Origin of the sequence: Novosphingobium hassiacum (assembly GCF_014196055.1) — a bacterium.
GTDB classification, from domain to species: Bacteria; Pseudomonadota; Alphaproteobacteria; order Sphingomonadales; family Sphingomonadaceae; genus Novosphingobium; species Novosphingobium hassiacum.
On the sequence record NZ_JACICY010000007.1, the window covers coordinates 22,317 to 47,152 of the forward strand.

The 24,836-nt window shown below is 62.6% G+C and carries 26 protein-coding genes; 18 read left to right on the forward strand and 8 right to left on the reverse strand.

All coding sequences use genetic code 11. The annotated features are described in order from the left end of the window. Window positions 1-132: 132 nt before the first annotated feature. The 12 genes from GGQ88_RS14060 to GGQ88_RS14115 all read left to right on the forward strand — a co-directional run bounded on the left by GGQ88_RS14060 (window position 133) and on the right by GGQ88_RS14115 (window position 11,321). A complete protein-coding gene (locus GGQ88_RS14060; protein WP_183614079.1) occupies window positions 133-990 on the forward strand; it encodes a GNAT family N-acetyltransferase in 858 nt (285 codons plus the stop codon). Between the two features lie 3 nt (window positions 991-993). After that, on the forward strand, window positions 994-2,448 hold the full coding sequence (locus GGQ88_RS14065) for an NAD-dependent succinate-semialdehyde dehydrogenase (RefSeq protein ID WP_183614080.1): 1,455 nt from the start codon (window positions 994-996) through the stop codon (window positions 2,446-2,448). A gap of 26 nt (window positions 2,449-2,474) precedes the next feature. Beyond that, window positions 2,475-3,554, forward strand: a complete 1,080-nt coding sequence (locus GGQ88_RS14070) for a tartrate dehydrogenase (RefSeq protein WP_183614081.1) — start codon at window positions 2,475-2,477, stop codon at window positions 3,552-3,554. Between the two features lie 28 nt (window positions 3,555-3,582). Beyond that, window positions 3,583-4,074, forward strand: coding sequence for an Lrp/AsnC family transcriptional regulator (locus tag GGQ88_RS14075; RefSeq protein ID WP_183614082.1), 492 nt, complete (start codon window positions 3,583-3,585; stop codon window positions 4,072-4,074). Window positions 4,075-4,250: 176 nt separating this feature from the next. Further along, window positions 4,251-5,003 (forward strand): DUF4198 domain-containing protein, encoded by a 753-nt coding sequence (locus GGQ88_RS14080; protein ID WP_183614083.1) that lies wholly within the window; start codon window positions 4,251-4,253, stop codon window positions 5,001-5,003. 22 nt (window positions 5,004-5,025) lie between these two features. After that, the gene (locus GGQ88_RS14085; RefSeq protein ID WP_183614084.1) at window positions 5,026-5,409 is read left to right on the forward strand and encodes a hypothetical protein; all 384 of its coding nucleotides are present in this window, start codon (window positions 5,026-5,028) and stop codon (window positions 5,407-5,409) included. 7 nt (window positions 5,410-5,416) lie between these two features. Then, window positions 5,417-6,142 carry a HupE/UreJ family protein gene (locus GGQ88_RS14090; RefSeq protein ID WP_183614085.1) on the forward strand — a complete coding sequence of 242 codons (726 nt, stop codon included), beginning with the start codon at window positions 5,417-5,419 and terminating at the stop codon, window positions 6,140-6,142. A gap of 13 nt (window positions 6,143-6,155) precedes the next feature. Further along, a complete protein-coding gene (locus tag GGQ88_RS14095; protein ID WP_183614086.1) occupies window positions 6,156-6,767 on the forward strand; it encodes a hypothetical protein in 612 nt (203 codons plus the stop codon). A gap of 162 nt (window positions 6,768-6,929) precedes the next feature. Beyond that, window positions 6,930-8,117, forward strand: coding sequence for an acetyltransferase domain-containing protein (locus GGQ88_RS14100; protein ID WP_246386034.1), 1,188 nt, complete (start codon window positions 6,930-6,932; stop codon window positions 8,115-8,117). Window positions 8,118-8,256: 139 nt separating this feature from the next. Further along, complete coding sequence (locus tag GGQ88_RS14105) at window positions 8,257-9,645, forward strand: aspartate aminotransferase family protein (RefSeq protein WP_183614088.1); 1,389 nt, start codon at window positions 8,257-8,259, stop codon at window positions 9,643-9,645. A 15-nt stretch (window positions 9,646-9,660) separates the two neighbouring features. Continuing rightward, window positions 9,661-10,152 (forward strand): Lrp/AsnC family transcriptional regulator, encoded by a 492-nt coding sequence (locus tag GGQ88_RS14110; protein WP_183614089.1) that lies wholly within the window; start codon window positions 9,661-9,663, stop codon window positions 10,150-10,152. 20 nt (window positions 10,153-10,172) lie between these two features. Next, complete coding sequence (locus GGQ88_RS14115; protein ID WP_183614090.1) at window positions 10,173-11,321, forward strand: M20 aminoacylase family protein; 1,149 nt, start codon at window positions 10,173-10,175, stop codon at window positions 11,319-11,321. Window positions 11,322-11,351: 30 nt separating this feature from the next. Here the strand turns inward: GGQ88_RS14115 and GGQ88_RS14120 are convergent, their stop codons facing one another. After that, a complete protein-coding gene (locus GGQ88_RS14120; protein ID WP_183614091.1) occupies window positions 11,352-12,029 on the reverse strand; it encodes a 4-hydroxythreonine-4-phosphate dehydrogenase in 678 nt (225 codons plus the stop codon). Window positions 12,030-12,041: 12 nt separating this feature from the next. Then, window positions 12,042-13,034 carry a 4-hydroxythreonine-4-phosphate dehydrogenase PdxA gene (gene pdxA / locus GGQ88_RS14125; protein WP_221214686.1) on the reverse strand — a complete coding sequence of 331 codons (993 nt, stop codon included), beginning with the start codon at window positions 13,032-13,034 and terminating at the stop codon, window positions 12,042-12,044. Window positions 13,035-13,171: 137 nt separating this feature from the next. Between pdxA and GGQ88_RS14130 the strand changes: the two genes are divergently transcribed. Next, window positions 13,172-14,050 carry a LysR family transcriptional regulator gene (locus GGQ88_RS14130; protein WP_183614092.1) on the forward strand — a complete coding sequence of 293 codons (879 nt, stop codon included), beginning with the start codon at window positions 13,172-13,174 and terminating at the stop codon, window positions 14,048-14,050. On the opposite strand, the gene GGQ88_RS14135 is transcribed toward GGQ88_RS14130, so the two are convergent. After that, the gene (locus GGQ88_RS14135) at window positions 14,028-16,133 is read right to left on the reverse strand and encodes a TonB-dependent receptor domain-containing protein (RefSeq protein WP_183614093.1); all 2,106 of its coding nucleotides are present in this window, start codon (window positions 16,131-16,133) and stop codon (window positions 14,028-14,030) included. The genes GGQ88_RS14130 and GGQ88_RS14135 overlap by 23 nt on opposite strands. Window positions 16,134-16,294: 161 nt before the next feature. Between GGQ88_RS14135 and hppD the strand changes: the two genes are divergently transcribed. Then, window positions 16,295-17,395: a 4-hydroxyphenylpyruvate dioxygenase gene (gene hppD, locus GGQ88_RS14140; protein WP_183614094.1), complete on the forward strand. Its 1,101-nt coding sequence runs from the start codon at window positions 16,295-16,297 to the stop codon at window positions 17,393-17,395. Further along, a complete protein-coding gene (locus tag GGQ88_RS14145) occupies window positions 17,392-17,940 on the forward strand; it encodes a VOC family protein (RefSeq protein WP_183614095.1) in 549 nt (182 codons plus the stop codon). The genes hppD and GGQ88_RS14145 overlap by 4 nt, the downstream gene beginning before the upstream one ends. A gap of 1 nt (window position 17,941) precedes the next feature. Here GGQ88_RS14145 and GGQ88_RS14150 read toward each other — a convergent pair whose 3' ends face one another. The 5 genes from GGQ88_RS14150 to GGQ88_RS14170 all read right to left on the reverse strand — a co-directional run bounded on the left by GGQ88_RS14150 (window position 17,942) and on the right by GGQ88_RS14170 (window position 22,394). Further along, complete coding sequence (locus GGQ88_RS14150) at window positions 17,942-18,820, reverse strand: MBL fold metallo-hydrolase (RefSeq protein WP_183614096.1); 879 nt, start codon at window positions 18,818-18,820, stop codon at window positions 17,942-17,944. An 11-nt stretch (window positions 18,821-18,831) separates the two neighbouring features. After that, entirely contained in the window at window positions 18,832-19,584 is a 753-nt protein-coding gene (locus GGQ88_RS14155) for an SDR family NAD(P)-dependent oxidoreductase (protein WP_183614097.1), read from the reverse strand. Continuing rightward, window positions 19,584-21,212 (reverse strand): FAD-binding protein, encoded by a 1,629-nt coding sequence (locus GGQ88_RS14160; protein ID WP_183614098.1) that lies wholly within the window; start codon window positions 21,210-21,212, stop codon window positions 19,584-19,586. The genes GGQ88_RS14155 and GGQ88_RS14160 overlap by 1 nt, the downstream gene beginning before the upstream one ends. Continuing rightward, complete coding sequence (locus tag GGQ88_RS14165) at window positions 21,209-21,583, reverse strand: c-type cytochrome (protein WP_343057223.1); 375 nt, start codon at window positions 21,581-21,583, stop codon at window positions 21,209-21,211. The genes GGQ88_RS14160 and GGQ88_RS14165 overlap by 4 nt, the downstream gene beginning before the upstream one ends. 91 nt (window positions 21,584-21,674) lie before the next feature. Then, complete coding sequence (locus GGQ88_RS14170) at window positions 21,675-22,394, reverse strand: SDR family NAD(P)-dependent oxidoreductase (protein WP_183614099.1); 720 nt, start codon at window positions 22,392-22,394, stop codon at window positions 21,675-21,677. A gap of 140 nt (window positions 22,395-22,534) precedes the next feature. On the opposite strand from GGQ88_RS14170, the gene GGQ88_RS14175 reads away from it, so the two are divergent. Genes GGQ88_RS14175 through GGQ88_RS14185 form a run of 3 tightly spaced genes read left to right on the forward strand, consistent with a single transcriptional unit; the run spans window position 22,535 to window position 24,805 of the window. Next, window positions 22,535-23,746 (forward strand): toxic anion resistance protein, encoded by a 1,212-nt coding sequence (locus tag GGQ88_RS14175; protein ID WP_183614100.1) that lies wholly within the window; start codon window positions 22,535-22,537, stop codon window positions 23,744-23,746. Between the two features lie 7 nt (window positions 23,747-23,753). Next, on the forward strand, window positions 23,754-24,512 hold the full coding sequence (locus GGQ88_RS14180) for a hypothetical protein (RefSeq protein WP_183614101.1): 759 nt from the start codon (window positions 23,754-23,756) through the stop codon (window positions 24,510-24,512). Then, window positions 24,512-24,805, forward strand: coding sequence for a polyhydroxyalkanoic acid system family protein (locus tag GGQ88_RS14185; protein ID WP_221214687.1), 294 nt, complete (start codon window positions 24,512-24,514; stop codon window positions 24,803-24,805). The genes GGQ88_RS14180 and GGQ88_RS14185 overlap by 1 nt, the downstream gene beginning before the upstream one ends. Window positions 24,806-24,836 lie beyond the last annotated feature (31 nt).

Genomic DNA, 24,836 nt, shown 5'->3' on the forward strand with positions numbered 1-24,836 from the left:
TTAGGACGTTTTCGCGATAAAATTCCAAATGCCGCGGATAACCAGCACCTTCTTTCGAGGTGTGCCGGATAACCAGTGTCAACTCGGACTGGTGTTGCCAGCCATAGATCGTCTCAAGCTTGGGAGCATTGTATGGCACTTCAGGACGCGGCGCAGATCGTGATGCGCGACATGGTCGAGGCTGATATCCACGCCGTCGCCGATCTGTGCTTTGAGCAGCAATGGCCTCACCGCGAACAAGACCTGGAGATGCTCCTGTCGATCGGCACCGGGCTTGTCGCCGAAGTCGACGGCACGATCGGCGGCACGATCATGTCGTGGCGTTTTGGTGACAGCGTCGCAATGCTGGGCGTCGTCATAGTGGCTGTGGCCCAGCAAGGCCGCGGCCTTGGCCGTAAACTCGCCAGTGCCATGATCGAGCGTTTGGACGGGGTGACCGTCATCCTTAACGCGACCGAAGTGGGCCGACCACTTTACGGCAAGCTGGGTTTCACGGAACTCTCTACGGTTTGCCAGCATCACGCGATCGCTCCGGCGCAGCCCCTCGTGGAACTGCGTCAAGGTGAGCGGGTCAGGCCGATGGGCGCAGCTGACGCGCATGTCCTCAAAGAGATGTACTCATCGTCAATGGGCATGGATCGCGCCGCTCTGCTTGAAACATTGTTTGCCGAGAGCAGCACGGTCGTCCTGTGCCATGAACATCAGCAGACCGGTTTTGCGATGAAGCGGCGGTTCGGGCGTGGGTGGGTAATCGGACCGGTCGTCGCGCCTGACGCTGCTGGTGCCAGGGCACTGATCGCGCACTGGATTGGCACGCTCACTGGGAGCTTTTGCCGCATCGACGTGCCGGAAGCGACCGGGCTTGGGCCCTGGCTCCAGGAGGTCGGCCTGCCCGAAGCGGATCGGGTCACGCGAATGGCGCTCGGTCCCGCGCCGGTCCCGGATCGGGAAGTCACACTCTTTGGTCTTGCGGCTCAAGCATTAGGTTGAACCATGATTACTCTGAATGATCCAACCCTGCTGCGTCAGGCAGCGTTCGTCGATGGCGAATGGATTGCAAGCGGCCTTCCCCAGATGGAAGTGACCAACCCCGCAACCGGTGACGTCATCGGCACGGTGCCGCAATGCGGTACTGTCGAGACTGAGGCCGCCATTGCCGCTGCGCAGGTTTCATGGGCAGACTGGCGCCGTCGCACTGCGGGGGAGCGTGCGGCACTGCTCGAAGACTGGCACACGCTCGTGCTTGCCAACCTCGATGACCTCGCGCGCATCATGACGGCCGAGCAGGGTAAACCGTTCCCCGAGGCGCAGGGCGAAATCCGCTACGCGGCCACTTTCATCAAGTGGTTTGCCGAGGAAGCGCGCCGTGTCGGCGGGCGTAACATTCCGTCGCCGGAACGTGACCGCCGGATCATCGTGATGACCGAGCCGGTCGGTGTTTCCGCTGCGATTACCCCGTGGAACTTTCCCGCCGCGATGATCACGCGCAAGTGCGCGCCGGCGTTGGCCGCCGGCTGCCCGGTGGTGATCAAGCCATCGGACCTCACGCCGTTTACCGCTCTGGCGTTGATCGAGCTGGCGGTTCGCGCAGGGTTCCCCAAGGGTACGATCAACCTCCTGACCGGCATGCCGCAGGCGATCGGCGAGGCTATCACGAAGAGCCCGCTGGTGCGCAAGCTCTCGTTCACCGGGTCTACCCGGGTCGGCGCGCTGCTGATGCGTCAGAGCGCCGATACGATCAAGCGGCTGTCGCTTGAACTGGGTGGCAATGCACCCCTGATCGTATTCGACGATGCCGACCTCGACCTGGCGGTCAAGGCCACGATGGCCAGCAAGTTCCGCAACGCCGGCCAGACCTGCGTCTGCGCCAATCGCATTCTCGTTCACGCGCCGATCTATGACGAATTTGCCTCCCGTCTCGGCGCGGCCGTCTCGGACCTCAATGTCGGCAACGGCATGGAGGCCGGGACAACAACCGGTCCGCTGATCAACCGCGCAGCAGTCGACAAGGTAAGCGCTCATGTCGAAGACGCCGTGTCCAAGGGTGGCAAGGTGCTGTTCTCGGGCAAGGGCCGCGAAGGTGACAATTTTGTCCGCCCACTGATCATCGGTGATGCCGCCTCGGATATGCGACTTGCTGCCGAAGAAACCTTTGGACCGGTCGCTCCGCTGTTCCGGTTCGAGACCGAGGAAGAGGCCATCGCGCTCGCCAATGATACCCAGTACGGGCTTGCCAGCTATTTCTACACCTCGGGCCTCGACCGCGCCTTTCGGGTCGCCGAGGCGCTGGAGGCCGGGATGGTGGCACTCAATACCGGCAGCATTGCGATGGACGTCGCACCGTTCGGCGGAATCAAGCAGTCGGGCCTCGGACGCGAAGGCGGAACGCTTGGCATCGAGGAATACCTTGAAACCAAGGCCTTTCACATCGGTGGCCTGAAGATCTGATAACTTCGTTTCCTCAGGGGGATCACATGAGCAGCAACACCCGCAAGCACACCATCGCGGTCATCCCCGGAGATGGCATCGGCAAGGAAGTGATGCCCGAGGGCATGCGCGTGCTCGAAAAGGCGGCGTCGCTGTTCGGCTTCGATATCGATCAGAAGTGGCATGATTTTGCCAGCTGCGACTACTACACACGTCACGGCAAGATGATGCCGGACAACTGGAAGGAAGAGATCGGTCGTCCCGACGCGATCTTCTTCGGCGCGGTCGGCTGGCCCGATACCGTACCCGATCACGTATCGCTGTGGGGTTCGCTGCTACAGTTCCGCCGGGAATACGACCAATACGTCAACCTTCGCCCGGTGCGCCTGATGCCCGGCGTGCCGTGCCCGCTGGCTGGCCGCGAGCCCGGTGATATCGATTTCTGGGTGGTGCGCGAGAATACCGAAGGCGAATACTCCTCAGTGGGCGGGATCATGTTCCCCGGCACCGAGCGTGAGATCGTCATTCAAGAGACGGTGATGACGCGCGTTGGCGTGGATCGCATCCTGCGCTTTGCATTCGACCTTGCCCAGAAGCGACCGAACAAGCATCTGACCAGCGCGACCAAGTCGAACGGTATCGCAATCACCATGCCGTACTGGGACCAGCGCGTCGAAGCGATGGGCGAGCAATACCCTGACGTGCGCCGGGACAAGTATCACATCGACATCCTCACTGCGCAGTTCGTGTTGAACCCCGACCGTTTCGACGTAGTCGTAGGGTCCAACCTGTTCGGCGATATCCTCTCCGATCTCGGCCCCGCCTGCACAGGCACCATCGGCGTGGCGCCGTCGGCCAACATCAATCCCGAAGGCATCCATCCATCGCTGTTCGAACCGGTTCACGGATCCGCGCCGGACATCGCGGGCCAGAACATCGCCAATCCGGTGGGCCAGATCTGGTCGGCCGCGATGATGCTCGACCATCTGGGCGAGACCGAGGCCGCTGCTGCGATCATGCGCGCGGTCGAACAGGTTCTCGCAACGCCCTCGGCCCGGACCAGCGATCTCAAGGGCGCCGCCAGCACCCAGGATTGCGGCAAGGCCATTGCCGACGCGCTGGGTTAGACAGCGACATTCACGGGAAACCGACGCCATGATGCCCGCGCCAAGGCTCGACAGGATCGACCTCAAAATTCTCGCCAAGCTGCAGAAGGAAGGCCGGATAACCAATGTCGAGCTGGCCGACGCGGTGGGGCTTTCGCCGAGCCCTTGTCTGACCCGTGTAAAGCGGCTCGAAAAAGCGGGGTACATCACCGCATACGGTGCGCGCGTGAACTTCAATATGCTGGGTGAATTCCTGACGGTGTTTACCGAGGTCACATTGGGGGAGCACCGCCAAGGCGACCATTCCCGGTTTGAGAGCCGCATTGCCAAAGTCAGCGAGATCGTTGAATGCCACGTGGTTTCAGGTAGTTACGATTACCTGCTGAAGTTCGTTGCGCGCGGCGTTTCGCACTACCAGTCCGTCATCGAGGGCATGCTTGCCAATGACTACGGCATCGAGAAGTACTTCTCGTACGTCGTGATCAAATCTCCGTTCATCAAGCACCAACTCCCGATCCAGAATCTGTTTGGCGCGGATTAGAGCAGCGCCCGACCGGATTGCATCGGTTGCCGGGCAAGCGGACGGTTCTGCCGTCAATCGCGAGGCGTGCGGGTGATCATATCGGTACATGCAGACATTCAAGCAATAATGCCGGTCTTGTGACATAAGCTGGTCACACCGGAACGATCCGGCCAACCAATCCGGAGGTCGCTATCATGCGCAGGATTTCACCTTATATTTCAGCCGCGATCGCTGCGGTCACCGCTGCGACTGCGATCGCTTCCTCAGCCGCTGGCGCCCATGCGATCTGGTTCGCCCAGCGTGGCAAGCAGACGGCGCTGATCTATGGAGTCGGTGCCGACGATCTGGACGCCGTCAAGCGGCTGCCGCTGATCACGTCTGTGACCGGCCTAGATTCAGATGGCCTGCCAGCGACCGCTACGCTTCGTGCGGCAGGTGCTATTCCCGTGGTGGATAGCGATGAACCCTTGGCCGTAGTTGCAGCCGTTATGGACTATGGCTTGTGGTCGAAGGACGCGGCCGGGACATGGCACAACAAGGGGATGGACGAGGTCAAGGATGCCACGGTGAGTGAGCATAACTTCAAGTCCGCCGTCTATATCACTCAGATGCCGACCAAGCCCATTCCGCTGATCCCCGGTCATAAGCTGCAGCTCATTCCGGTCGGCACAAAGCTTCCCGAAGCAATGGGCCAGCCGATCAAGGTTCGCGCATTCTATGACGGCAAGCCGATGGGTGGCGTCGACATCATGCAGGATTACGTCAACGATCCTGACCAGAAGCCGCTCAAGACCGACGCAGAAGGCTATGTCACGTTGCCGGTGCGCAACCAGGGCCTGAACGTGCTTGTCGGCATCTATGTCGCTCCGACCGACAATCCCGCCAAGTACAAGCAGATGGAATACCGCGCGTCGCTGGCGTTCGTTTTGCCCCACCTGCCGGAATAAGCGGAACTCAGGAGAATTTGAAATGAACGCCAAACGTATCATTGCCGCAATGGCAGGCTTCGCGCTCATTGCGCTTCCAGCAGCCGCAATCGCTCATGGTTCGATGAAGCCGAGCCATGGCGGGCTGGTGACCATGACCGGCGAAACCGTCGTCGAACTCGTCCGCGCACCCAAGAGCGTGGACATCTACATCTCGGAAGAGGACGAGCCGCTGGCAGCGTCGGGCTTCACCGGCAAGCTCATCGTCACGGCGAGCGGCGCGAAAAAGGAAACCCCCCTGGTAGCACAGAAGGGCAACAAGATGACCGCCCCGGGCCTCAAGATCCCGGCGGGCGCAAAAGTGGTGGTCGCATTGACCAGCAAGGCCGGCGGAGCGAAGACCCTCGCCTCCTTCATGGTCAAGTGAGGATCTGATGGCCCGCTCGACCGCCCACATGGCTCCGCAAGGACTGCTGCGCTGGGCCGGGTGGGCCATCGCACTGCTCATCGTCATCGCACTCAAGTCCGCAGCCCATGCCCACGGCGTGGGTGAAGACGACCGCGCGTTCATCGAAGGCGCTTCGGGGCTCGCAATCGGCCCCTACATGTACCTCGGCGCCAAGCACATGGTCACCGGTTACGACCATCTGCTGTTTCTGGTCGGAGTGATCTTCTTCCTCTACCGGCTCAAGGACGTCGGCACGTATGTGACGCTGTTCGCCATCGGCCACAGCACCACGCTGCTCTTGGGCGTTCTGTTCGATATTCGCGCCAATGCCTATATCGTCGATGCCATCATCGGGCTTTCTGTCGTCTACAAGGCGTTCGATAACCTCGACGGCTTCAGAACGCTGTTCGGACGCGCTCCCAACCCCAAGGCGGCTGTGCTGATCTTCGGCTTCTTCCACGGCTTTGGCCTGGCAACCAAGCTTCAGGATTTGACGCTGTCGCAGGACGGACTGTTGCCCAACCTGATCAGCTTCAATGTCGGTGTCGAGTTGGGTCAGTTCACGGCGCTTGGCGCCATCCTGATCGCAATGAACCTGTGGCGTACGACGAGCAGCTTCCGGCGCAGCGCGATAACCGCGAATGCCGCGCTGATGTGTGCTGGCTTTGTGCTCGTGGGTTACCAACTCACCGGTTATTTCACTCAGGCATGATGAGGCGAATTTCATGAATCAGACCATCGCCCCCAATCCGGTCGGCTCGATCCAGGTGGCTCCCGGTACGCTGGCCAAGGCGACTGGCGGCGCGCTGCTTGCCGCAGCTGCCATCGTCGTCCTTTTCGTCTTGCCTGCCGAATACGGCATCGATCCGACAGGCGTCGGTCGGCTGACAGGCATCGCAGGCATGGCCGCGGGTAGCGACGCAGAAGCTCCGGCGGTCGAAGCGCCTGCTGCAGCGCCTGCCGCCGCCGTCATCCCGACAAAGACGTCGATCGTCCGCACGGGCACATTTCGCAGCGATGAAATGACACTGACCCTGGCCCCCCATAGCGGGCAGGAGGTGAAGGCACACATGCAGGCTGGCGACAGCTATGTCTTCGAGTGGTCAGCCAAGGGCGGTCCGGTCAAGGTCGACATGCACGGCGAAAAGGTCGACGCCGCCGAGGGTGAATTTACGAGCTACTGGGCGGACAAGACGCTCGCAGGCGGTCAAGGCAACTTCACCGCGCCTTTCACGGGTACGCATGGCTGGTATTTCCGCAACAAGGGCGAAACGCCGGTCACTGTCAAAGTCCGCACGACCGGATTTTACAAGGACCTGTTCCTGCCGCAGGGGTAGTGCGCCAGCCGCGCTGCGGCACATTAACCCACCGCGTCAGGCATCTTTAATAGATTCTGCCACTCTCGCGACGATCTCGGGATGCGGTGGCATCGAATTACGTCAACATGATGAACTTGGGAATCGAGCTGGAAGGCAAAACAGATGGCGAGCAGCATAACAATGCCCCCCGGGACGGCAGGCGGTCTTGCTGCTCCCAAGGCCACGACGGTCGCAAGTGTCCGGCTGGCGAACATCGACGCGCTTCGTGGCTTCGTAATGGTACTGATGCTGCTCGATCATCTGCGTGAGACGTGGTTCGTCAGTTATCCGGTCACGGACCCGATCAACGCGGCCACGATCATTCCGGCAATCGGGTTCGCGCGTTTCGCGGTCAGCTTCTGTGCGCCGATCTTCGTCGCGCTCACCGGGCTTGGTGTCTATCTGTTCAGCGTGAACCATACGGTCGAGGAAACCACCTCGTACCTGCTCAAGCGCGGGTTCCTGCTGATTGCCATCGAACTGGTATATCTGTCGCCCCTTTACTGGGGAATCGTGCCGCAGCCGACGTTCTGGCTGCAGGTGATCTGGTGCATCGGCATCTGCATGATCATTCTGGCGGCGCTGATGCGCCTGCCACGCGCCGTGCTGATCACGCTGGGTCTCGTTCTTGTCTGTTTCCACAATCTGCTCGATCCGATCCGGCTTACTGCGGAAAACGCGCTGTTTCCGCCGTGGGCAATGGTGCACCAGCGCGACACAATCGCACTTCCGCTCGGGTTTCTGGCCAAGACGACCTACCCCATCCTGCCATGGATCGGCGTCATTTCGCTCGGTTTCGGCATTGGTCCCTGGTTCCGCGGCGACGTGGCACCTGACGTACGGCAACGGCGTCTGCTGACCCTTGGCTTTGGCATGATCGCAGCGTTCGTATTGCTGCGCTTGCTCAACGTCTACGGCGACCAGCCCTGGTTCGTGGTCGAGGGTGATCCGGTCCGTACCGTCATCAGCTTCATCTCGATGACGAAGTATCCGCCGTCGCTACTGTTCCTGTTGCCCACGCTGGGTGGCGGAGCGCTGATGCTCGTACTGTTCGAGAAGATCAACGACTCACGGCTTGTCGCGGCACTGGCGATTTTCGGCGGTGCGCCGATGTTCTTCTACCTGTTCCACCTCACCGTCCTGCGCATCCTGTACCACAGCGCACTGGCCATCTGGGGTCCGAACAACGGCGCCAACTACATGTTCGACAACTACAACTGGGTGCTGGTGTGGTTCGTCGCGATGATCGTGCCGCTCTACATCCCAACGGTGTGGTACGCGCGGCTCAAGCGTCGCCGTCGTGACCTGACGTGGCTAAAGTACTTCTGATAAAGCTGAGGGCGCGGCATAAACTGCTGCGTCCTCCACAGCGAATAGTCGTTTCGGCCCCATAGGCATCACATTCGGGCAAACCCGCTCTTGTCGCGGGCGTAGGCTCGGCGCAGTGATAGCTAATGGACGAGCCCCGATGAACAGCCCAACCAATCGCTCCCTGATCGATATCGATCGTGATCACCTGATCCACTCGGTCACCTCGTTCCGGGGGCATGAACAGCGCGGCGCCACGGTGCTGGAATCGGGCAAGGGCATGTGGTTGACCGATGCGGACGGTAACCGGCTGCTAGACGCCTTCGCCGGTCTGTGGTGCGTCAATGTCGGCTACGGGCAGGATTCGATCGCCGAGGTTGCGGCCGAGCAGATGCGCAAGCTGCCGTATGCCACCGGCTATTTCCACTTTGCCAGCGAACCGGTGATCCGCCTTGCCGGAGAATTGACCGCCGCCGCGCCAGACGGTCTCGATCACGTGTTCTTTACACAGGGCGGGTCCGACGCGGTCGACAGCGCCATCCGCTATATCGTCCATTACTGGAACGCGCGCGGGTGTCCCCAGAAGAAGCACTTCATCGCGCTCGAATGGGGCTATCATGGCTCCAGCAGTCTTGGCGCTGGGCTGACCGCGCTCGGCAACTTCCACCGCAACTTCGATCTGCCGCGCCCCTGGCAGCACCACATCGCTTCGCCCTACCAGTATCGCCACCCCGAGGGGCATGACGACGCGGCCGTGATCGCCAGCACCGTTGCGGCGCTTGAGGCAAAGGTCGCAGAACTGGGCGCAGACAACGTCGCCGCATTCTGCTGCGAGCCGATCCAGGGATCAGGCGGCGTCATCGTGCCGCCGCGCGGCTGGCTCAAGGCGTTGCGGGATGCCTGCACGCGGCTGGGCATCCTGATGCTCGTCGATGAGGTGATCACCGGCTTCGGTCGCACCGGGCCGCTGTTCGCGTGCCTCGACGAAGGCGTGTCGCCCGATTTCATGACCACCGCAAAGGGCCTGACTGCAGGGTATATCCCGATGGGCGCGATGTTCATGGCCGATCACGTGTACCAGACCATCGCCGACGCTGCGCCTGCCGCGCTGCCGATCGGGCATGGCCAGACGTATTCGGGGCATCCGGTTGCTGCCGTTGTGGCGCTCGAAGTGCTGCGCCTCTATCGCGAGGGCGGGCTGCTGGAGAACGGTATCAAAACCGGAGAACGCTTTGCCGAACACATGGAGCGCATCCGTCAGCATCCGCTGGTCGGCGACGTGCGCTATCGTGGAATGCTCGGCGCGATCGAACTGACGCCGAACAAGGCGACCAAGGCGATCTTCGACTCATCACTGGACATCGGCGGGCGATTGTCCAAGCTGACCTACGGCAATGGCGTTATCGTACGCTGTTTTGCTAACGCCGTGCTCGGCTTCGCGCCGGCGCTCTGCTGTACGAGCGAGGAGATGGACATGATCTTTGATCGCGTCGAAACCTCACTCGATCAATTGCTTGCACAGCCCGATATTCGCGCGCTGGTCGTCTAAGGGGAGGTCGAAGTCATGCTGCCCGGACCCAAGCTAGACAGGATTGATCTGAAGATCCTTGCCAAGCTCCAGGAGGAGGGGCGGATCACCAACGTGGAACTGGCCGACGCGGTCGGTTTGTCGCCCAGCCCCTGCCTGACCCGGGTGAAGCGGCTGGAAAAGGCCGGATACATCAGTGGTTACGGCGCGCACATCAACTTCAGCAAGCTTGGTGAGGTGCTGACCGTCTTTACCGAAGTGACTTTGAGCGAACACCGGCAGGGCGATTTCAGCCGCTTTGAAAGCCGCATCGTCAAGATCGACGAGATCGTCGAATGCCACATGGTTTCCGGCGGCTACGATTACCTGCTGAAGTTTGCTGCACGCGGCGTTTCGCATTACCAGTCGATCATGGAGAGCATGCTGGCGAGCGATTATGGCATCGAAAAGTACTTCAGCTACGTCGTGATCAAATCGCCGTTCATCAAGCATCACTTCCCCATCCAGAACCTGCTGGGGCAAAACTGAGGTCGAGGCGTACCGACGGTATGAAGCAGATTGCAGATATCCTGCCCGATCTCGTGGCCTTGCGCCGCGATATCCACGCTCACCCCGAGCTTGGGTTTCGTGAACACCGCACCGCAGCGCGCATTGCCGATGAGCTGCGCAAGATCGGCATTAAGGTGCATGAAGGTATCGGTACGACCGGTCTCGTGGGCGTGCTCAAGGGAAAGCGCGACGGCGATCGTAGCGTCGGATTACGGGCGGACATGGACGCCCTGCCCATTCATGAGGCGACCAACCTGCCTTGGGCCAGCAAGACGCCCGGTACGTTTCATGGCTGCGGACACGATGGCCATGTTGCCATGTTGCTTGGCGCTGCGAGGGTACTCGCCGCCGATCCCGATTTTGCCGGCACCGTCAATTTCATTTTCCAGCCTGCCGAAGAAGGGCAGGGCGGTGCTCGCGTGATGATCGAGGAAGGGCTGTTCGATCGCTTCCCGTGCGATCGGGTCTATGCGCTCCACAACTGGCCAGGTCTGCCCGCAGGGACGATCAGCACACGCCCCGGCCCGATCATGGGCGCAGCCGACAAGTTCCGCATCACGCTGACGGGCAAGGGCGGGCACGCCGCCATCCCGCAGGACAGCCCTGATGCAATCCTGGCCGCTGCGTCGCTGATCCAGCAACTCAACACCATCGTCGCACGCGATGTGCCGCCTTACGCCGCTGCGGTCCTGTCCGTGACCGAAATTCATGGCGGTCATGCGCACAACGTGATTCCGGCAGAAGTCATGGTGGGCGGCACGATCCGCACTTTCGATCCCTCTGTGCAGGACCGTATCGAAGATCGCATGCGCGCGATGATCAAGGGCATCGAGGCCTCGTTCGAGGTGGAGGGTGCCTTGGCCTATGACCGCTACTACCCTGCCACGATCAACGATCCCCAAGCAGCGACAGACGCTCTGGAAGTTGCAGCAACGATCGCGCGCGCCGAACTCGCGCCCGAACCTGCGCCGACGTCCGAAGACTTCTCTTTCATGCTCCAGCAGCGCCCCGGAGCCTACATCTGGCTGGGGCAGGGTACGCCGGATCATCCGTCGCCGCTGCACAACCCGCAATACGACTTCAACGATACCGTCATGGAGACCGGCATTCGTCTTCACGTGGCGCTTGCACGGCACTGGCTGGCGTAAGGTAATCCACCGCCCCGATGCCGCGTCATCTCAGCGGCGCGCGGCCTGACTAATCGCGGCAAGCTGCGCTTCCAGGCTCGTGCCATCGGCGGGAAAGCGCCCGTCGAGCGCGGATGTGCCGATGGTGAACCCGGCTGCCCCGCCGGCACGAGCCGCGCGAACCTGTTCTTCGCTGTCGATCGATCCTGCCACGATGACCGGCTTGGAGACCGCTGCACAAATCGCCTTGATCAGCGCGGGGGCGTTGCCCTTGGCGCGGTAGGCAAGCAGATCGAGGCCCGACACCCCGGCGTGTCGCGCGATCGTAACGGCGCTTGCCACTATGCTCGCCTCATCACCTTCGAGAACGCTGGGATGGCCACTGATCCGGCCGGGAAATGGATAGTAGCGCAAGGCGGTTCCTTCGATGATCGGCAGGACATCGTCCACATGCGTGCCGCCCAGCAGGAAATCGACGCCAAGATCCAGCGCCGCCTTCACCGAGCGCAGTTCGCTTTCGCGGTCGAGGGACACCACTTCGATGTACGCGCTGGCTCCGGCATCCTTGATCCGCCGCGAAAGCCGGGCCAGTTCGTCGAACGGCAGGCCGATATCCTTGAATCCGATATGGCCGATCCCGGCCCGCAGCGCTGTCTCGACGTGGATCAGCGCATCCTCGACGGTGCGATCGTTGCGCGTGAGCATGAAGATGAAATCGAACTGCGGCATGAGGATCGGCTTTCAGAAGGACGGGACGCGCAGCTTGAGAGCGTAGTCGAACGCATATTCCAGACTGGATGGGTCGGCGGTTCCCGTCCCGGCAATGTCGAACGCCGTGCCGTGATCCGGGCTGGTTCGCACGAACGGCAAGCCGAGCGTAACGTTCACGCCCTTTTCCACGCCCATGTATTTCACCGGGATCAGCCCCTGATCGTGATATTGCGCGACCACGATATCGAACCGACCCTTGCGAGCCTGCATGAACACTGTGTCGCCGGGCCAAGGACCGGACGCATCGATGCCTTCGGCGCGCGCCGCTTCGATCGCGGGGCGGATGATGGTGATTTCTTCATCTCCGAACAAGCCACCCTCTCCGGCATGAGGATTCAGTCCGGCAACGGCCACGCGCGGGTTGGCGATGCCGAGCGCCAGCGCGCCTGCATTCGCGAGCCTAATCGCTGCCATTTGCGCGGCAAAATCCGCCCTGCGTATCGCGTCTGCCAGCGAACAATGGATCGTTACCAGCACTGTCCTTATCTCGTCATTGGCCAGCATCATGGCGACGCGCACGCGGCCGCCGTAATCGGCCAGTATTTCGGTGTGTCCGGGATAGCGATGGCCAGCGGCGGACAAGGCCTCCTTGTTGATTGGCGCGGTGACGATGCCTCGGACGCTGCCTTCGCATGCCAGCTTGATCGCGGTGACGATGGCGCTGAATGCTGCCTGTCCGCTGATTGGAGAGACTTCGCCCACAGGCGGCAATGCCTTCAGATCGGAGGAGGCAAGCACATCCAGGCTCACTCCGTCGAACGCTGCATGATCGACCGAGGAAATTGCGTGCACCGGCACGTCTGCACCGAGCGCAGCGAATGCGTGTTGCATGACCAGCGGATCGCCGACCACCAGCCAGTCGCGCTGATCGAGCCGACGAACGAACATTTTCGCGATGATTTCTGGGCCAATTCCCGATGGATCGCCCATTGTCACCGCGACGGGAAGGGGAGGCACGGTCATGACGAAGCTGCCTCGGCGATGATCGCCTCAACGGCACCACGATCGGCTTGGGTTCTTTTCATATCAGCTTGTTACCAGTGCGGGCCAAAGCTGATTAGCGATATGAACTGGCCGATACCGGTGATAAAAGATCACCAATGAAAAGGTCTGAATTCCCCTCGCTCGATGATTTGCGCGCGTTCGAAACCGTTGCCCGCCTCGGCTCGATGCGTGCAGCAGCGCAGGAACTGGCTTTGACGCACGGAGCGGTAAGCCGCCGTGTAGCAAAGCTTTCTCGTGATCTGGGATTTGCGCTGATCGAGCCTCAAGGACGGGGTATTCAACTGACGCGGGAGGGTACACGGCTGGCCAATGCCGGAAGCCGGGCGCTGCACGAAATCGGTCAAGCCTTGCGTGACATACGGTCCGTTTCTGCGCGCGTGCCAATCATCCTTTCGTGCGAGCGATCGCTGGCGACCCGCTGGCTCATTCCGCGCCTGTCCGCGTTTCAGGACAGCCATCCGCAGATTGAGCTGCATTTGTCGACGGGCGGGGGAGCACTGGACTTTACGCGAGAAAACATCACGCTCGCCATCAGGCGACTTGATTTTCCGGTCGCGCCGGATTGGACGATCGTGCCGTTGATGCCGGAACGGGTAGGTCCCGTGATGCTCTCGGGAATGCGCCCGCGTTTCGAAGCGGGCGACTTTGTCGCGCTCGGCTCGCGAACGCGACCGCAGGCCTGGCAAGCGTGGCTAGACGCGCATCGCGACGCGCCACGGCCGCGGACCCTGCAACTGCACGATCATCATTTCCTGATGATCGAAGCAGCGCTTGGTGGTCTTGGCGTCGCACTTGCCCCGGAGGCGCTCGCGTCTGATGACGCACGGCTCGAATCGCCGATGGGGTTCGATGCGGACGGAACGGACTATGCGCTGATCTACCCGCGTAATGCGGTGCTGTCGCCCGATCTGACGGCGCTGATCAACTGGATCATCGGCCTAGTGGACGGAATCAAAAACTCGCCCGCGCCGTGATACGGATGTCGCGGCCGGCCAGCGGCGCGAAATCCTTGAGGAACGAGGCGTGGCGGCGGGCATCGACGTCGAAGATGTTGTTGGCAGACAGCGCGAAGGACAGCGGGCGCTCGGTGCCCCAGGGGCGGAAGTTGAGCTGAGCGTTGACCAGCGTGAAGCTGGCGGTCTGGGTCTCGAACGCGGTGGTGCGGGTCTGGCTGTCGCTCCATTCGACTTCGCCGCGCAGGTCTACCTTCGTGCCGTTGAGACCCAGGCCGCCTTGGACGCGCAAGGGCGGGATGCGCGGGGCGGGGCCGAAGCCGACGATATTGGCGTGGACGTAATCGGCTAGGCCATCTGCAACCAGTTCGACACTGCCCAGCTTGGCGAGGGTTACGTTGCCCTGGACTTCAAAGCCGTAGTAGCGCGCCTTGGCTTGGCCGAACTGGTAGACGGGAAGTCCGTCCTCGACCGCGCCGGTCAGGTCCTCGAAGATGAAGTTGTCGAACCAGTTATGATAGGCCGAGGCTTCGAAGCTGTAGCCGGTGCCTTTGCCGCGCAGCACGGCTTCGAGGCCCCAAGCGCGTTCGGGGTGGAAATCGGGGCTGCCGACTTCGAAGGCCTGCGTACCGGCGTGTGGGCCGTTGGCGAACAGTTCTTCGGCCGAGGGTGCGCGGACGGTGCGCGAGAGGTTCACGCCGAAGCGCCAGTCGGGGGTGAAGCCATAAGATGCGCCGACCGAGCCGGACACGGTGTCGAAGGTGCGCTTGCCGCTGAAGAACTGGGTCTGGTCCAGCAGCGGGCGGGCTTCGAGGACGGTGTGTTCGTAGCGAGCGCCGCCTTCGAGCTTGAGCGCCCCGAAATCGAGCTGCTGCAGGGTGAACACGCCCAATTGCTGGGTAGAGTTCTTGGGCAGGAAGGCTTCATCACCGATCACGTTGAAATCGCGCGAGAAATACTGGACGCCGCTGGCGCCTTTCCACGGACCACGATCGGCCTGAACGAGCTCGACGCGGCCTTCGAGGCCCTTGTTGTAGAACGCCGTGCCGATGCCGCCATCGGGTTCGAGTTCGAAGTGGCGGTAGCTGGCAAAGCCCGCACGGGCCTTGATCGACTGGATCAGGCTGCCGCCGGTCTGGACTTCGGCACGCAGATCGAGGCGGTCTTGCGCGACATCGAGGCGGGGGCCTTCCTGTTCCTCGCCGGGGCGGATCGCGTAGCGCACGGGGATACCGTAGAGGCTGTCGTAATGACTGTAGGCGATCCCGAGGTTGCCGGTATCAGTGATCAGCGCCGCGCCGACACCAGCAGTCCATGTTTCGGCGGCGGAGTTGGGGAGCTTGCCGCGCAGACCGGCACTTGCGGCAAAGTCGATCCCTTCGGCAAGCTGATCTTCGGTTTCGGTCCCGGCATTGGCGAGCGCGGTCAGGCGAGCGGAGGGGGCGAGGACATAGTCGCCGATGCGCTGGTTGCCGGTCTTGAGGTAGCTGCCGTCGGCGTGGACGACGAACTTGTCGCCGACCGGCACATCGACCGCGCCGCCAATCGAGCGCTCGTTGGACGCCGAGCCATAGCTGGCTAGCATATCGACATGGGCGATTTCGTCCGGGATGACGCGGGGGATGCGCTTGTCGATGACGTTGACCACGCCGCCGATGGCCGATGAGCCGTAGAGCAGTGTAGCCGGACCACGCAGGACTTCGATGCGTTCGGCGAGCAGCGGGTTGATGACCACCGCATGATCGGCGCTGGTGTTGGACACATCGAATGCGCCGACGCCGTCCGTCAGGATGCGTACGCGTTCGCCCTGGAGGCCACGCAGCACCGGGCGCGAGGCGTTGGGGCCGAACGAGGTGGCCGAGACGCCGGGGGTGCGGTTCAGCGTTTCGCCGAGCGTGGGGCGCAGGGCCTGAGTCAGTTCCTCGCCCTGGATGACCGAGACGCCCGAGATGATGTCCTGGCGGTTGCGTTCGAACGCGGCGGTAACGACGATCTGATCGGATGGCTGGGCGTGGTTGTCCTGATCTGGCGTGGGTTCCTCGGCGAACGCGGGCGTCGCCAGTGTGAGGGCGGAGCAGCTGGCGAGGAGGGTGGAGAACTTCATCGGACGCGATCCCTTTGACTATGCCGGAGCCAATAATCCGATTCGCACAATGATACAAGATAACATCACAACAAAGGTGGCAATGATGCGTGGATGAGATTTCGCCTGACAGGGGTGATCCGAAGTGGTAACAGATGAAACGAATTACAGGAGTTGTACCGATGGACGTATCACCCGTTACGGGCTTGCCCAACCCGTTGGGCCTCGATGGCTTCGAGTTCATCGAATTCACCGCCCCAGAAAAGGGCCTGCTGGAGCCGGTGTTCGCCGCGATGGGCTTTACCCACGTTGCCGACCACCGGACCAAGGACGTGCACTTGTGGCGGCAGGGTGGGATCAACCTGATTGCGAATTACGAGCGTCGCAGTCCGGCGGCCTATTTCGCCGCTGAGCATGGCGCATCGGCCTGCGGGATGGGTTGGCGGGTCAAGGATGCCGCCAAGGCGTATGACGTGGCGCTGGAGCGCGGGGCGGAGCCGGTACAGGTGGAAACCGGGCCGATGCAACTGCGGCTTCCGGCGATCCGGGGCATCGGCGGCTCGATCATCTATCTGGTGGATCGCTATGACGAGGACATCTCGATCTACGACATCGATTTCCGTTATCTGCCCGGCGTGGACCGGCATCCGGTGGGTGCCGGGTTCCACACGATCGATCACCTGACGCACAACGTTTATGGTGGGCGCATGGCGCACTGGGGGGCGTTCTATGAGCGGATCTTCGGGTTCAAGGAGATCCGCTATTTCGATATCAAGGGCGAATATACCGGCCTCACCAGCCGCGCGATGACCGCACCCGATGGCCTTATCCGCATTCCCCTGAACGAGGAAGGCAAGGCCGGGGGTGGGCAGATCGACGAGTTTTTGCGCGCGTACAATGGTGAGGGCATCCAGCATATCGCGTTTGCCTGCGACGATCTGTTCGGCTGCTGGGACCGCTTGAAGGCGCTCGGCACCCCGTTCATGTCGCCGCCGCCTGCGACTTACTACGAGATGCTGGAGGAACGCCTTCCCGGCCATGGCGAGCCGGTGGAGGAACTGCAGCGTCGCGGGATTTTGCTCGATGGTTCGACCGAGGACGGCGATCCGCGACTCTTGCTGCAGATCTTCGGCGAGACGGTGATCGGGCCGGTGTTCTTCGAATTCATCCAGCGCAAGAAGGACGAGGGTTTCGGGAACGGCAACTTCACCGCCCTGTTCAAGTCGATGGAGCGCGACCAGCTGCGGCGCGGCGTCCTGCAAGTCGAGGAGACGGTAAAGTGAGCGATGCTCCCAAGCTCGGCGGAATTCACCATGTCGCCTATCGCTGCAAGGACGCAGGTGCGACCGTTGAATGGTACGCGCGCGTGCTCGGTATGGATTACGTGACCGCGTTCGCCGAGGACAAGGTGCCCTCGACCGGCGAGGACGATCCGTACATGCACATCTTCCTCGACGCGGGCGGCGGCAACGTGCTGGCGTTTTTCGAACTGCCTAACCAGCCCGAGATGGGGCGGGATGCGAATACGCCCGCGTGGGTGCAGCACATCGCGTTCAACGTGCCCGACGAAGCCGCGTTACTTGCGGCCAAGGCGCATATCGAGCGCCAAGGCGTAGAGGTGCTCGGGCCGACCTATCATGGCATCTTCCGTTCGATCTATTTCTTCGATCCGAACGGGCACCGGCTGGAACTGGCCTGCAACATCGGCACGCCCGAACAGCATGCCGAGTTGAAGACGCTTGCCCCAGACATGCTGGAGGAGTGGAGCCGGACCAAGCGTGCGCCGCGCCAGGCGGCGTGGCTGCACACCGAGCCGACATCCGACTAATCTATTCGTCCCACGGGGGGATTTCGCCCGCGCCGACCTGGCTGGAAATACCCAGCAGGAATCCGCCGTAGACTTCGGTCGCGTTCGGGTATTTCCCGCTCATGATCGCGGCGATTTCCTTTGAGGATTTCGAACGCGCGCGGGCATCGGCGAAGGACTTGATGTAGCCGCGCGTCCACGCGATGCTCATGGAATCGTCGGGCAGGCCGGGGCGGGTGTGGCCCGCGACAATCCTGACCGGGTCCATCGCTTCGAGCCTGTTGAGCACCTTGAGCCAGGCATCGTATTGCGCAGGACCGTGTTCGCCGAGCCAGACATAGACGCCGTTGTAGAGGACATCCCCCGCGATCAGGGTGCGAGTCTCGGCATCCCACACCACGGTCGAATGGAGGTGATCGCCCTGCATCGGGCCGAGCACCTGCAGCGTGTGGCCTTCGAGGTCCACGCTATCGCCGGTCATCGCGGCGGGTTGCACTGGGCGCTTGGGTGCATTGATGCCCAGTTGTCCGCTCCACCGCTTGAACTTGATCGGGATCGAGCGTTCCATGTCCTTCGCCGCCACCGGATGGGCGACGACCTTCACATCGGGAAACGCATCCTGCAGCACGTCCAGCCCGAAGAAGTGATCGGGGTGATCGTGGGTGATGATGATGGTCTTGAGCGCCTTTCCGCTGTCGAGAATGTCCGCCACGACGCGCAGGGCGTCCGATCGGGCGAACGGCACATCGACCAGCACCGCGTCCTTTTCGCCGGTGACCAGCGTGACATTGGCGACCATGCTGACGGGGCTGGTGGGAATGACCTTGTAGTCGAGCGGTTTGGCGTGTGCGGCGCTGATGGACAGCGCGGATGCGGCGATCAGCGTGAAGAACTTGCGCATATACCCTCTCTTCAGTGTGCGGTCTGGCCGCCGTCGATGGTGAATGTCGCGCCGTTGATGAAGCTCCCGCCGTCCGAGCACAGGTGCAGCACGGTGGGCGCGATTTCCTCGGGCCGGGCGGCGCGGCCCGAGATGTTCTGGGCGTAGAACATCTGCGTGAATTCGTTGCTGTCGGCCCAGTGCTGGGTCATCGGGGTAACGACGAAGCCGGGCGCGATGGCGTTCACGCGGATGTTCAGTTGCGCGTATTCGACGGCGGCAGCCTTGGTCAGGCCAGAAACCGCATGTTTCATCGCGCAATAGGCGCTCATGTTCGGATCGGCGATCAGCGCCCCGACGCTGGCAGTGTTGACGATTGTGCCGCCGCCGACCTTCAGGAAGTGGCGGATCTCAGCCTGCATCGCGAAGAACACGCCCTTGAAATCGACGTCGATGGCAAGATCGAGTTCGGCCTCGGTCACTTCGTGGATCGGGCGCTGCGGTGGCAGGACGCCGGCGTTGTTGAAGGCCGCGTCCATGCGCCCGTAGCGGTCGACGCAGGCGGCGACGAGCGCGTCGAGGTCTGCCGCTTTGCGCACGTCGGTGTGGCGGAAGGCCGCGTTGCCGCCTTCGCCGACGATCAGCGCGACGGTTTCGTCCGCGCGCGCATCGACATCGCCGATCATCACCGAGGCCCCTTCGCGTGCAAACGCGAGTGCGGTGGCGCGGCCGATGCCGGTTGCCGCGCCAGTGATCAGCACGGCCTTGCCTGCAAAGCGTTCCATCAGATTATCCCCGATTTGCCCGGAGCGAGGATGCCGTTCGGGTCGATTGCGTGCTTGATTTTCGCGTTGAAGCCACGGTTCACTTCGCCGTACTGCTGCGCGACGAGGTCCATCGAATTGACCCCGGTGCGGTAGCTGGCCCAGCCCTGCGCGCCGAAGCGCGTGACCAGTTCGCGATAGCAGGCGTCGGCCTTCTTTTCCTGTTCGGCGTCGGACTTGTCGAACAGCAGCGCGATGATGTGGTGCAGGTCGCGCCAGCCGATCGCGTAGGCAGCGGTATAATCAAAGCCGTACTTTTCGAGGATTTCGCGGGCGAGTACGGTCTGGCGCTCGGCCTCTATCCCGCGCGCTGCGGCAACCGGCGCGAACCAGGCAAGGCCACCGCCTGCGCCTCGCCAGCGCAGCAGACCGATCTCGTCGAGGTTGAGGCCGCCCTCCATCAGCGTGGCGTGGTGGTGGAACCACGGGTTGTCGCCCATCTCGGCAGAAGTCAGCACTTCACCGCCGCTGGCCGTCAGGCTCGCGCGGATGATCGGTTCGACCGCCGCCACCGTCTGTTCGGTCCCGTAGAGCGCGAAGTAGGTGTTCCACATGCCCAGCCCATTGGCCTTGGCAGCTTTCTTGAGCGACACTTCGTCCAGAAGCGCGCCATCGGGCACGATTTCATTGCGACGCTTGAACATGGCAAGCTGGTAGGCTGCGCCCATCATCAGATTGCAGTTGGCGACGAGGTTGGACACGCGCAGCGGGCGCATCGCCTCGATGATGCGCGAAACGTCGCCCATTTCGGCGTGGCGGACCATGAACGGCTTGTAGACCGGCGGCTTGGGCATCAGCCATAGGCCCATCTTGGTGACGACGCCAAAGTTCGACTGCGTGAACAACCCGTCGAGATAGGGTCCATAGCCCCACTTGAACGCCTGCCACGCGGTGCTGCCCTTGATCGAACCCATGCCGGTGCGCATGACCTGCCCGTCGGCCAGCACGACTTCCATGCCGCACTGGAACATGAAGTGTTCGCCGTAAGGGGTGTAGCCGACGCCGCGATCGAGCGTGTTGCCGACGGGCGAGGCAAGTGGGCCGACCGTGGGCACGTCGATCCATAGCGGGATATTGTTCTCGGTCAGATAGTCGCGCAACTGCTGATAGGTGACGCCGGGTTCGAGCAGGCAGGTGCCAAGGTCGGTATCGACTTCGAGGATGCGGTTCATCCGCTTCATGTCGAGCACGACTTGCCCGGGGGTGGCGGGCGCGGCCATGCCGTAGCCCATGTTCTTGCCGGTGGAGACCGGCCAGAGCGGCTGGCGATAGGTATTGGCGATGCGGACGATTTCCTGCACCTGCTCGACCGTTTCGGGACAGACCGCGCCTACGGGTACGTGGCGGTTGGCGGGGTCGGGCACGTAGACCTTGGCGTAAGGCGCAACCGCCTCTTCGTCGCCGAACACCCATTCGGTGCCGACGACGCCGCGAAACGCCTTCATTGCGCCGGCAAAATCGGCCTTGGTCAGGCCGGGGGCGAGCGGGGCAGGGTTCTTCGCACTCGCGCCGGTGCCGAGCCCGAGGCTGGCGGCGCCGAGGATGCCTGCGCCGAGCAGGCCGCGACGGTCCATATCTATCGCACTCACTGTCCGTGCTCCCCGCTGCGAGCTGTGCTTTTTTCAATCCAGGTGGCCAGCGCATCGAGTTCGGATGGCTTGATTTCGGTCGGGCGGAAGGCGGGCATGCCGTTCTGGCCGTGGCGCACGATGTACTTGACGGTGTCGGCCGGGAGCACACGGCCGAGGATGATCGGGCCGACGTTGCGGCCATGACAGTAGCCGCAGGTTGTGGCGTAAATTTTCTCGGGCGTGCGCAAGGGCTGGACTTCGCCGAGCTTCTGCCCCGCAAGGAGGGGCGCAGCACAGGTCAATGCGCCGATGGCCAGCATCGGGCCGATTTTCCGTTTCATCACGACTTCCTCGATCCCGGAGAGGCGCGGCGGAGTTTCTGCCGTCACCGTGGTTCTCCGGGTGCGAAAGTATCAATGCTGGTTGCGCGGGCCAGAACTACGAGCTTCGAAGATTACACTGTGTGAAATCCGGATGTGCTCAGAACGGCAACTCGCTTCCATTCCAGGCAAACAGCTTGCCGCTGTCGGACTGGGATAGTCCGTCGATCACGCTCAGCAGATGGGCTGCGGATTGTTCCGGCGTGAACAGTGTCGCTGCCGGAACGCCGCGCTGGAACGGCTGCGAAAGCGGGGTATCGACGGTACCGGGGTGGAGCGTGACGGCAATCGCGGCAGGGTTGGTGCGCGCCAGTTCGATGGCGAAGTTGCGCACCAGCATGTTGAGCGCGGCTTTGGACGCGCGGTAGGAATGCCAGCCGCCAAGGCGGTTGTCGGTGATCGAGCCGACCTTGGCCGAGATCGCGGCGAAAGTCGGCTGCCCGGTCTTGGCTAGCAGCGGCATGCAATGTTTGGCGATCAGCGCGGGACCAATGGCGTTGATCGCGAACATTTCGGACAGGGCTGCGGCGTCGAGCGCGCGCGCGGATTTTTCCGGACCGTCGCCGTTATCGCGCACCAGTCGTCCCGTGGCGACGATCACCAGATCGAGCGGCGCGCCGATTTCAGCGCAGGCTGCGGCGATCGAGGCTTCGTCGGTCAGGGTGAAGCGGTGGCCAGTGACCTTGGGTGCGGAGGGCAAGCGTCCGCGGGCCAGTGCGTGCACTTGCGCCACGTCGTCCCTTGCGGCCAGCAGGTCTACAAGCGCCGCGCCGATGCCACCGCTTGCCCCGAAGATCGCGCATTGCTTGCCGTTTTCCATCGGTGCGACCATGAACGCTGGCGACGCTCGCGTCGATATGGCCCATCGCCCGTTGCTGTGTTGCAAGCATAATACAGCTTGCACACGGCCTCGGGAAATCCCATGTTGCCAATCGACCACTACCTGAAAGCACGATTGCAATGGCCACGACTTCGACCGAGACCGCAACCGCCAGCCAGCTGAGCCTGACGCCGCCCGATCCGGTGCCGGTAGTGGCACCTGCGCAGGCTGCGGGCCTCGTGCCTGTGTCCGACGAAAATCGCTCGAAACTGGAGTCCAAGGTCGATGCCTTCGTTGCCGATCTGATCGCGCAGGACGCGCAAAGCCCTGAGTTCGGCAAGAAGGTCGACCAGCTGACCAACATGGGCCGCAAGGAAATCTCGCAGGCAGCGGGGATGGCGAACCGCTTTCTCGATCGGCCGATCCGCGCGATGGACAAGGACAGCGGCGTGGGTTCCGATCTGGCGGCGCTGCGCCGGACGGTGGAGGAGCTCGATCCGGGCAAGCAGGGCAAGCTTTCGACCGGGCGCAAGATCCTGGGCATCATCCCGTTCGGCAACAGCGTGAAGAAGTACTTCGACGGCTATGTCTCGGCGCAGGGCCACATCAAGGCAATCCTCGACCGGCTGGCGTCGGGCAAGGACGAGCTGCTGATGGACAACGCCGCGATCGACGTCGAGCGGCAGAAGCTGTGGGAGGCGATGGGCAATCTTGAGCAGATGATCCACATCTCCAATACGCTCGACGCCAAGCTGGAAGAGGCTGCGGCCGACCTCGATCACACCGATCCGGCCAAGGCCAAGGCGATTCGTGAATCGGCGCTGTTCTATACCCGTCAGCGCACGCAGGACCTGCTGACGCAGATGGCGGTGACGGTGCAGGGCTATCTCGCGCTCGATCTGGTCAAGAAGAACAACGTCGAACTGGTGAAGGGTGTGGACCGCGCGAGTACGACAACCGTAGCGGCGCTGCGCACGGCGGTGACCGTGGCGCAGGCGATGACCAACCAGCGGCTGGTGCTGCAGCAGATCACCGCGCTCAACACCACGACTGCCAACATGATCGACAGCACTGGAAAGCTGCTGCGCGAACAGACCGGCAAGATCCATGAACTTGCTGCCGCCAGCACGATCCCGCTCGAGACGCTGCAACGCGCGTTCCAGAATATCTACGACACGATGGACACCATCGACACGTTCAAGCTGAAGGCGCTGGATTCGATGAAGCAGACTGTCACCACGCTTTCGGGCGAGGTCGAGAAGTCGAAGGGCTATGTCGCGCGGGCCGAAGGGGCGGCGCAGTCCAAGCTGGCCGGGCCGGACAGCTCGCCCTTGCTGAGCCTGGAGGGTTGAGGCGCTGATGGCCAACACACCTGCCCACGAAAGCCAGCGCATCATGGCCGAGGCGAAGTCGTCGCTGGTTCGCCAGCAGGCGGGTGGGCGGCGGAGCATCGGGCAGCGATCTGCCGATATGAAGCGCACGCACCTGGGCAAGAAGCTGGCGCGGATGGCGATGGCCGTGGGCGTGTTGCTGGTCGGTGCGATGGTGGCGGGGCTGGTGCTCGACGGTATCGGCTTTACCGGCGTGATGATGCTGGCTTTGGCGATCATCGGCACGCTGGTGTTCTTCGCGAAGTATCCGACGCTGAAGGTGCCCGATCTCAAGGCGCTGAACACGGGCGACGTGCGTACGATGGTCGGGCGGACCGAACTGTGGCTCGAGGCGCAGCGGCCTGCGCTGCCTGCGCCGGCGGTGCGGCTGGTGGATCAGATCGGCGTGCAGCTGGATGGTCTGGGCCTGCAGCTCGAGGGTATCGATCCGGCCGAACCTGCGGTGGGCGAAGTGCGGCGGCTGGTCGGTGAGCATCTGCCAGGCATGGTCGAGAGCTGGCGCAAGATCCCGCCGCATCTGCGCCGTGAAGAGCGCGGCGGGCGCGATGCCGATGCGCAGCTGAGCGAGGGCCTTGGCAAGATCAGCAAGGAAATCGACGAGATCACGCGGCAATTGGCGGCGGGCGATCTCGATGCGCTGGCGGTACGCGGGCGCTATCTGGATTATCGCTATGGCGAGGGGCTGGAAGAGGCGCCCCAGCTTGCCGCACCGAAGGGAGACGCCTGATGCGCATGGCGATACCGCACACGCTCGGCCGCGAAGAGGCGCGTCGTCGCTTGCGGGACAAGGCCGGGCGTGCCGCCGAGAAGGCCGACGGCATGGCGACGGTCACAACCGCATTCACCGACGACGACCACATGACGATGAGCGTGACGGCGATGGGCTATACCGTCGATTGCCACGTGGAGGTGGCCGAGAGCGAATTGGTCGTAGACGTCGATATTCCCGCAAGCCTGGGCTTTGCCAAGCGGATGATCGAAGGCGTGATCCGTGAGAAGAGCGGGAAATTGCTGACCTAGGTTCTCGCCCGTGCGTCCCCGCGAAGGCGGG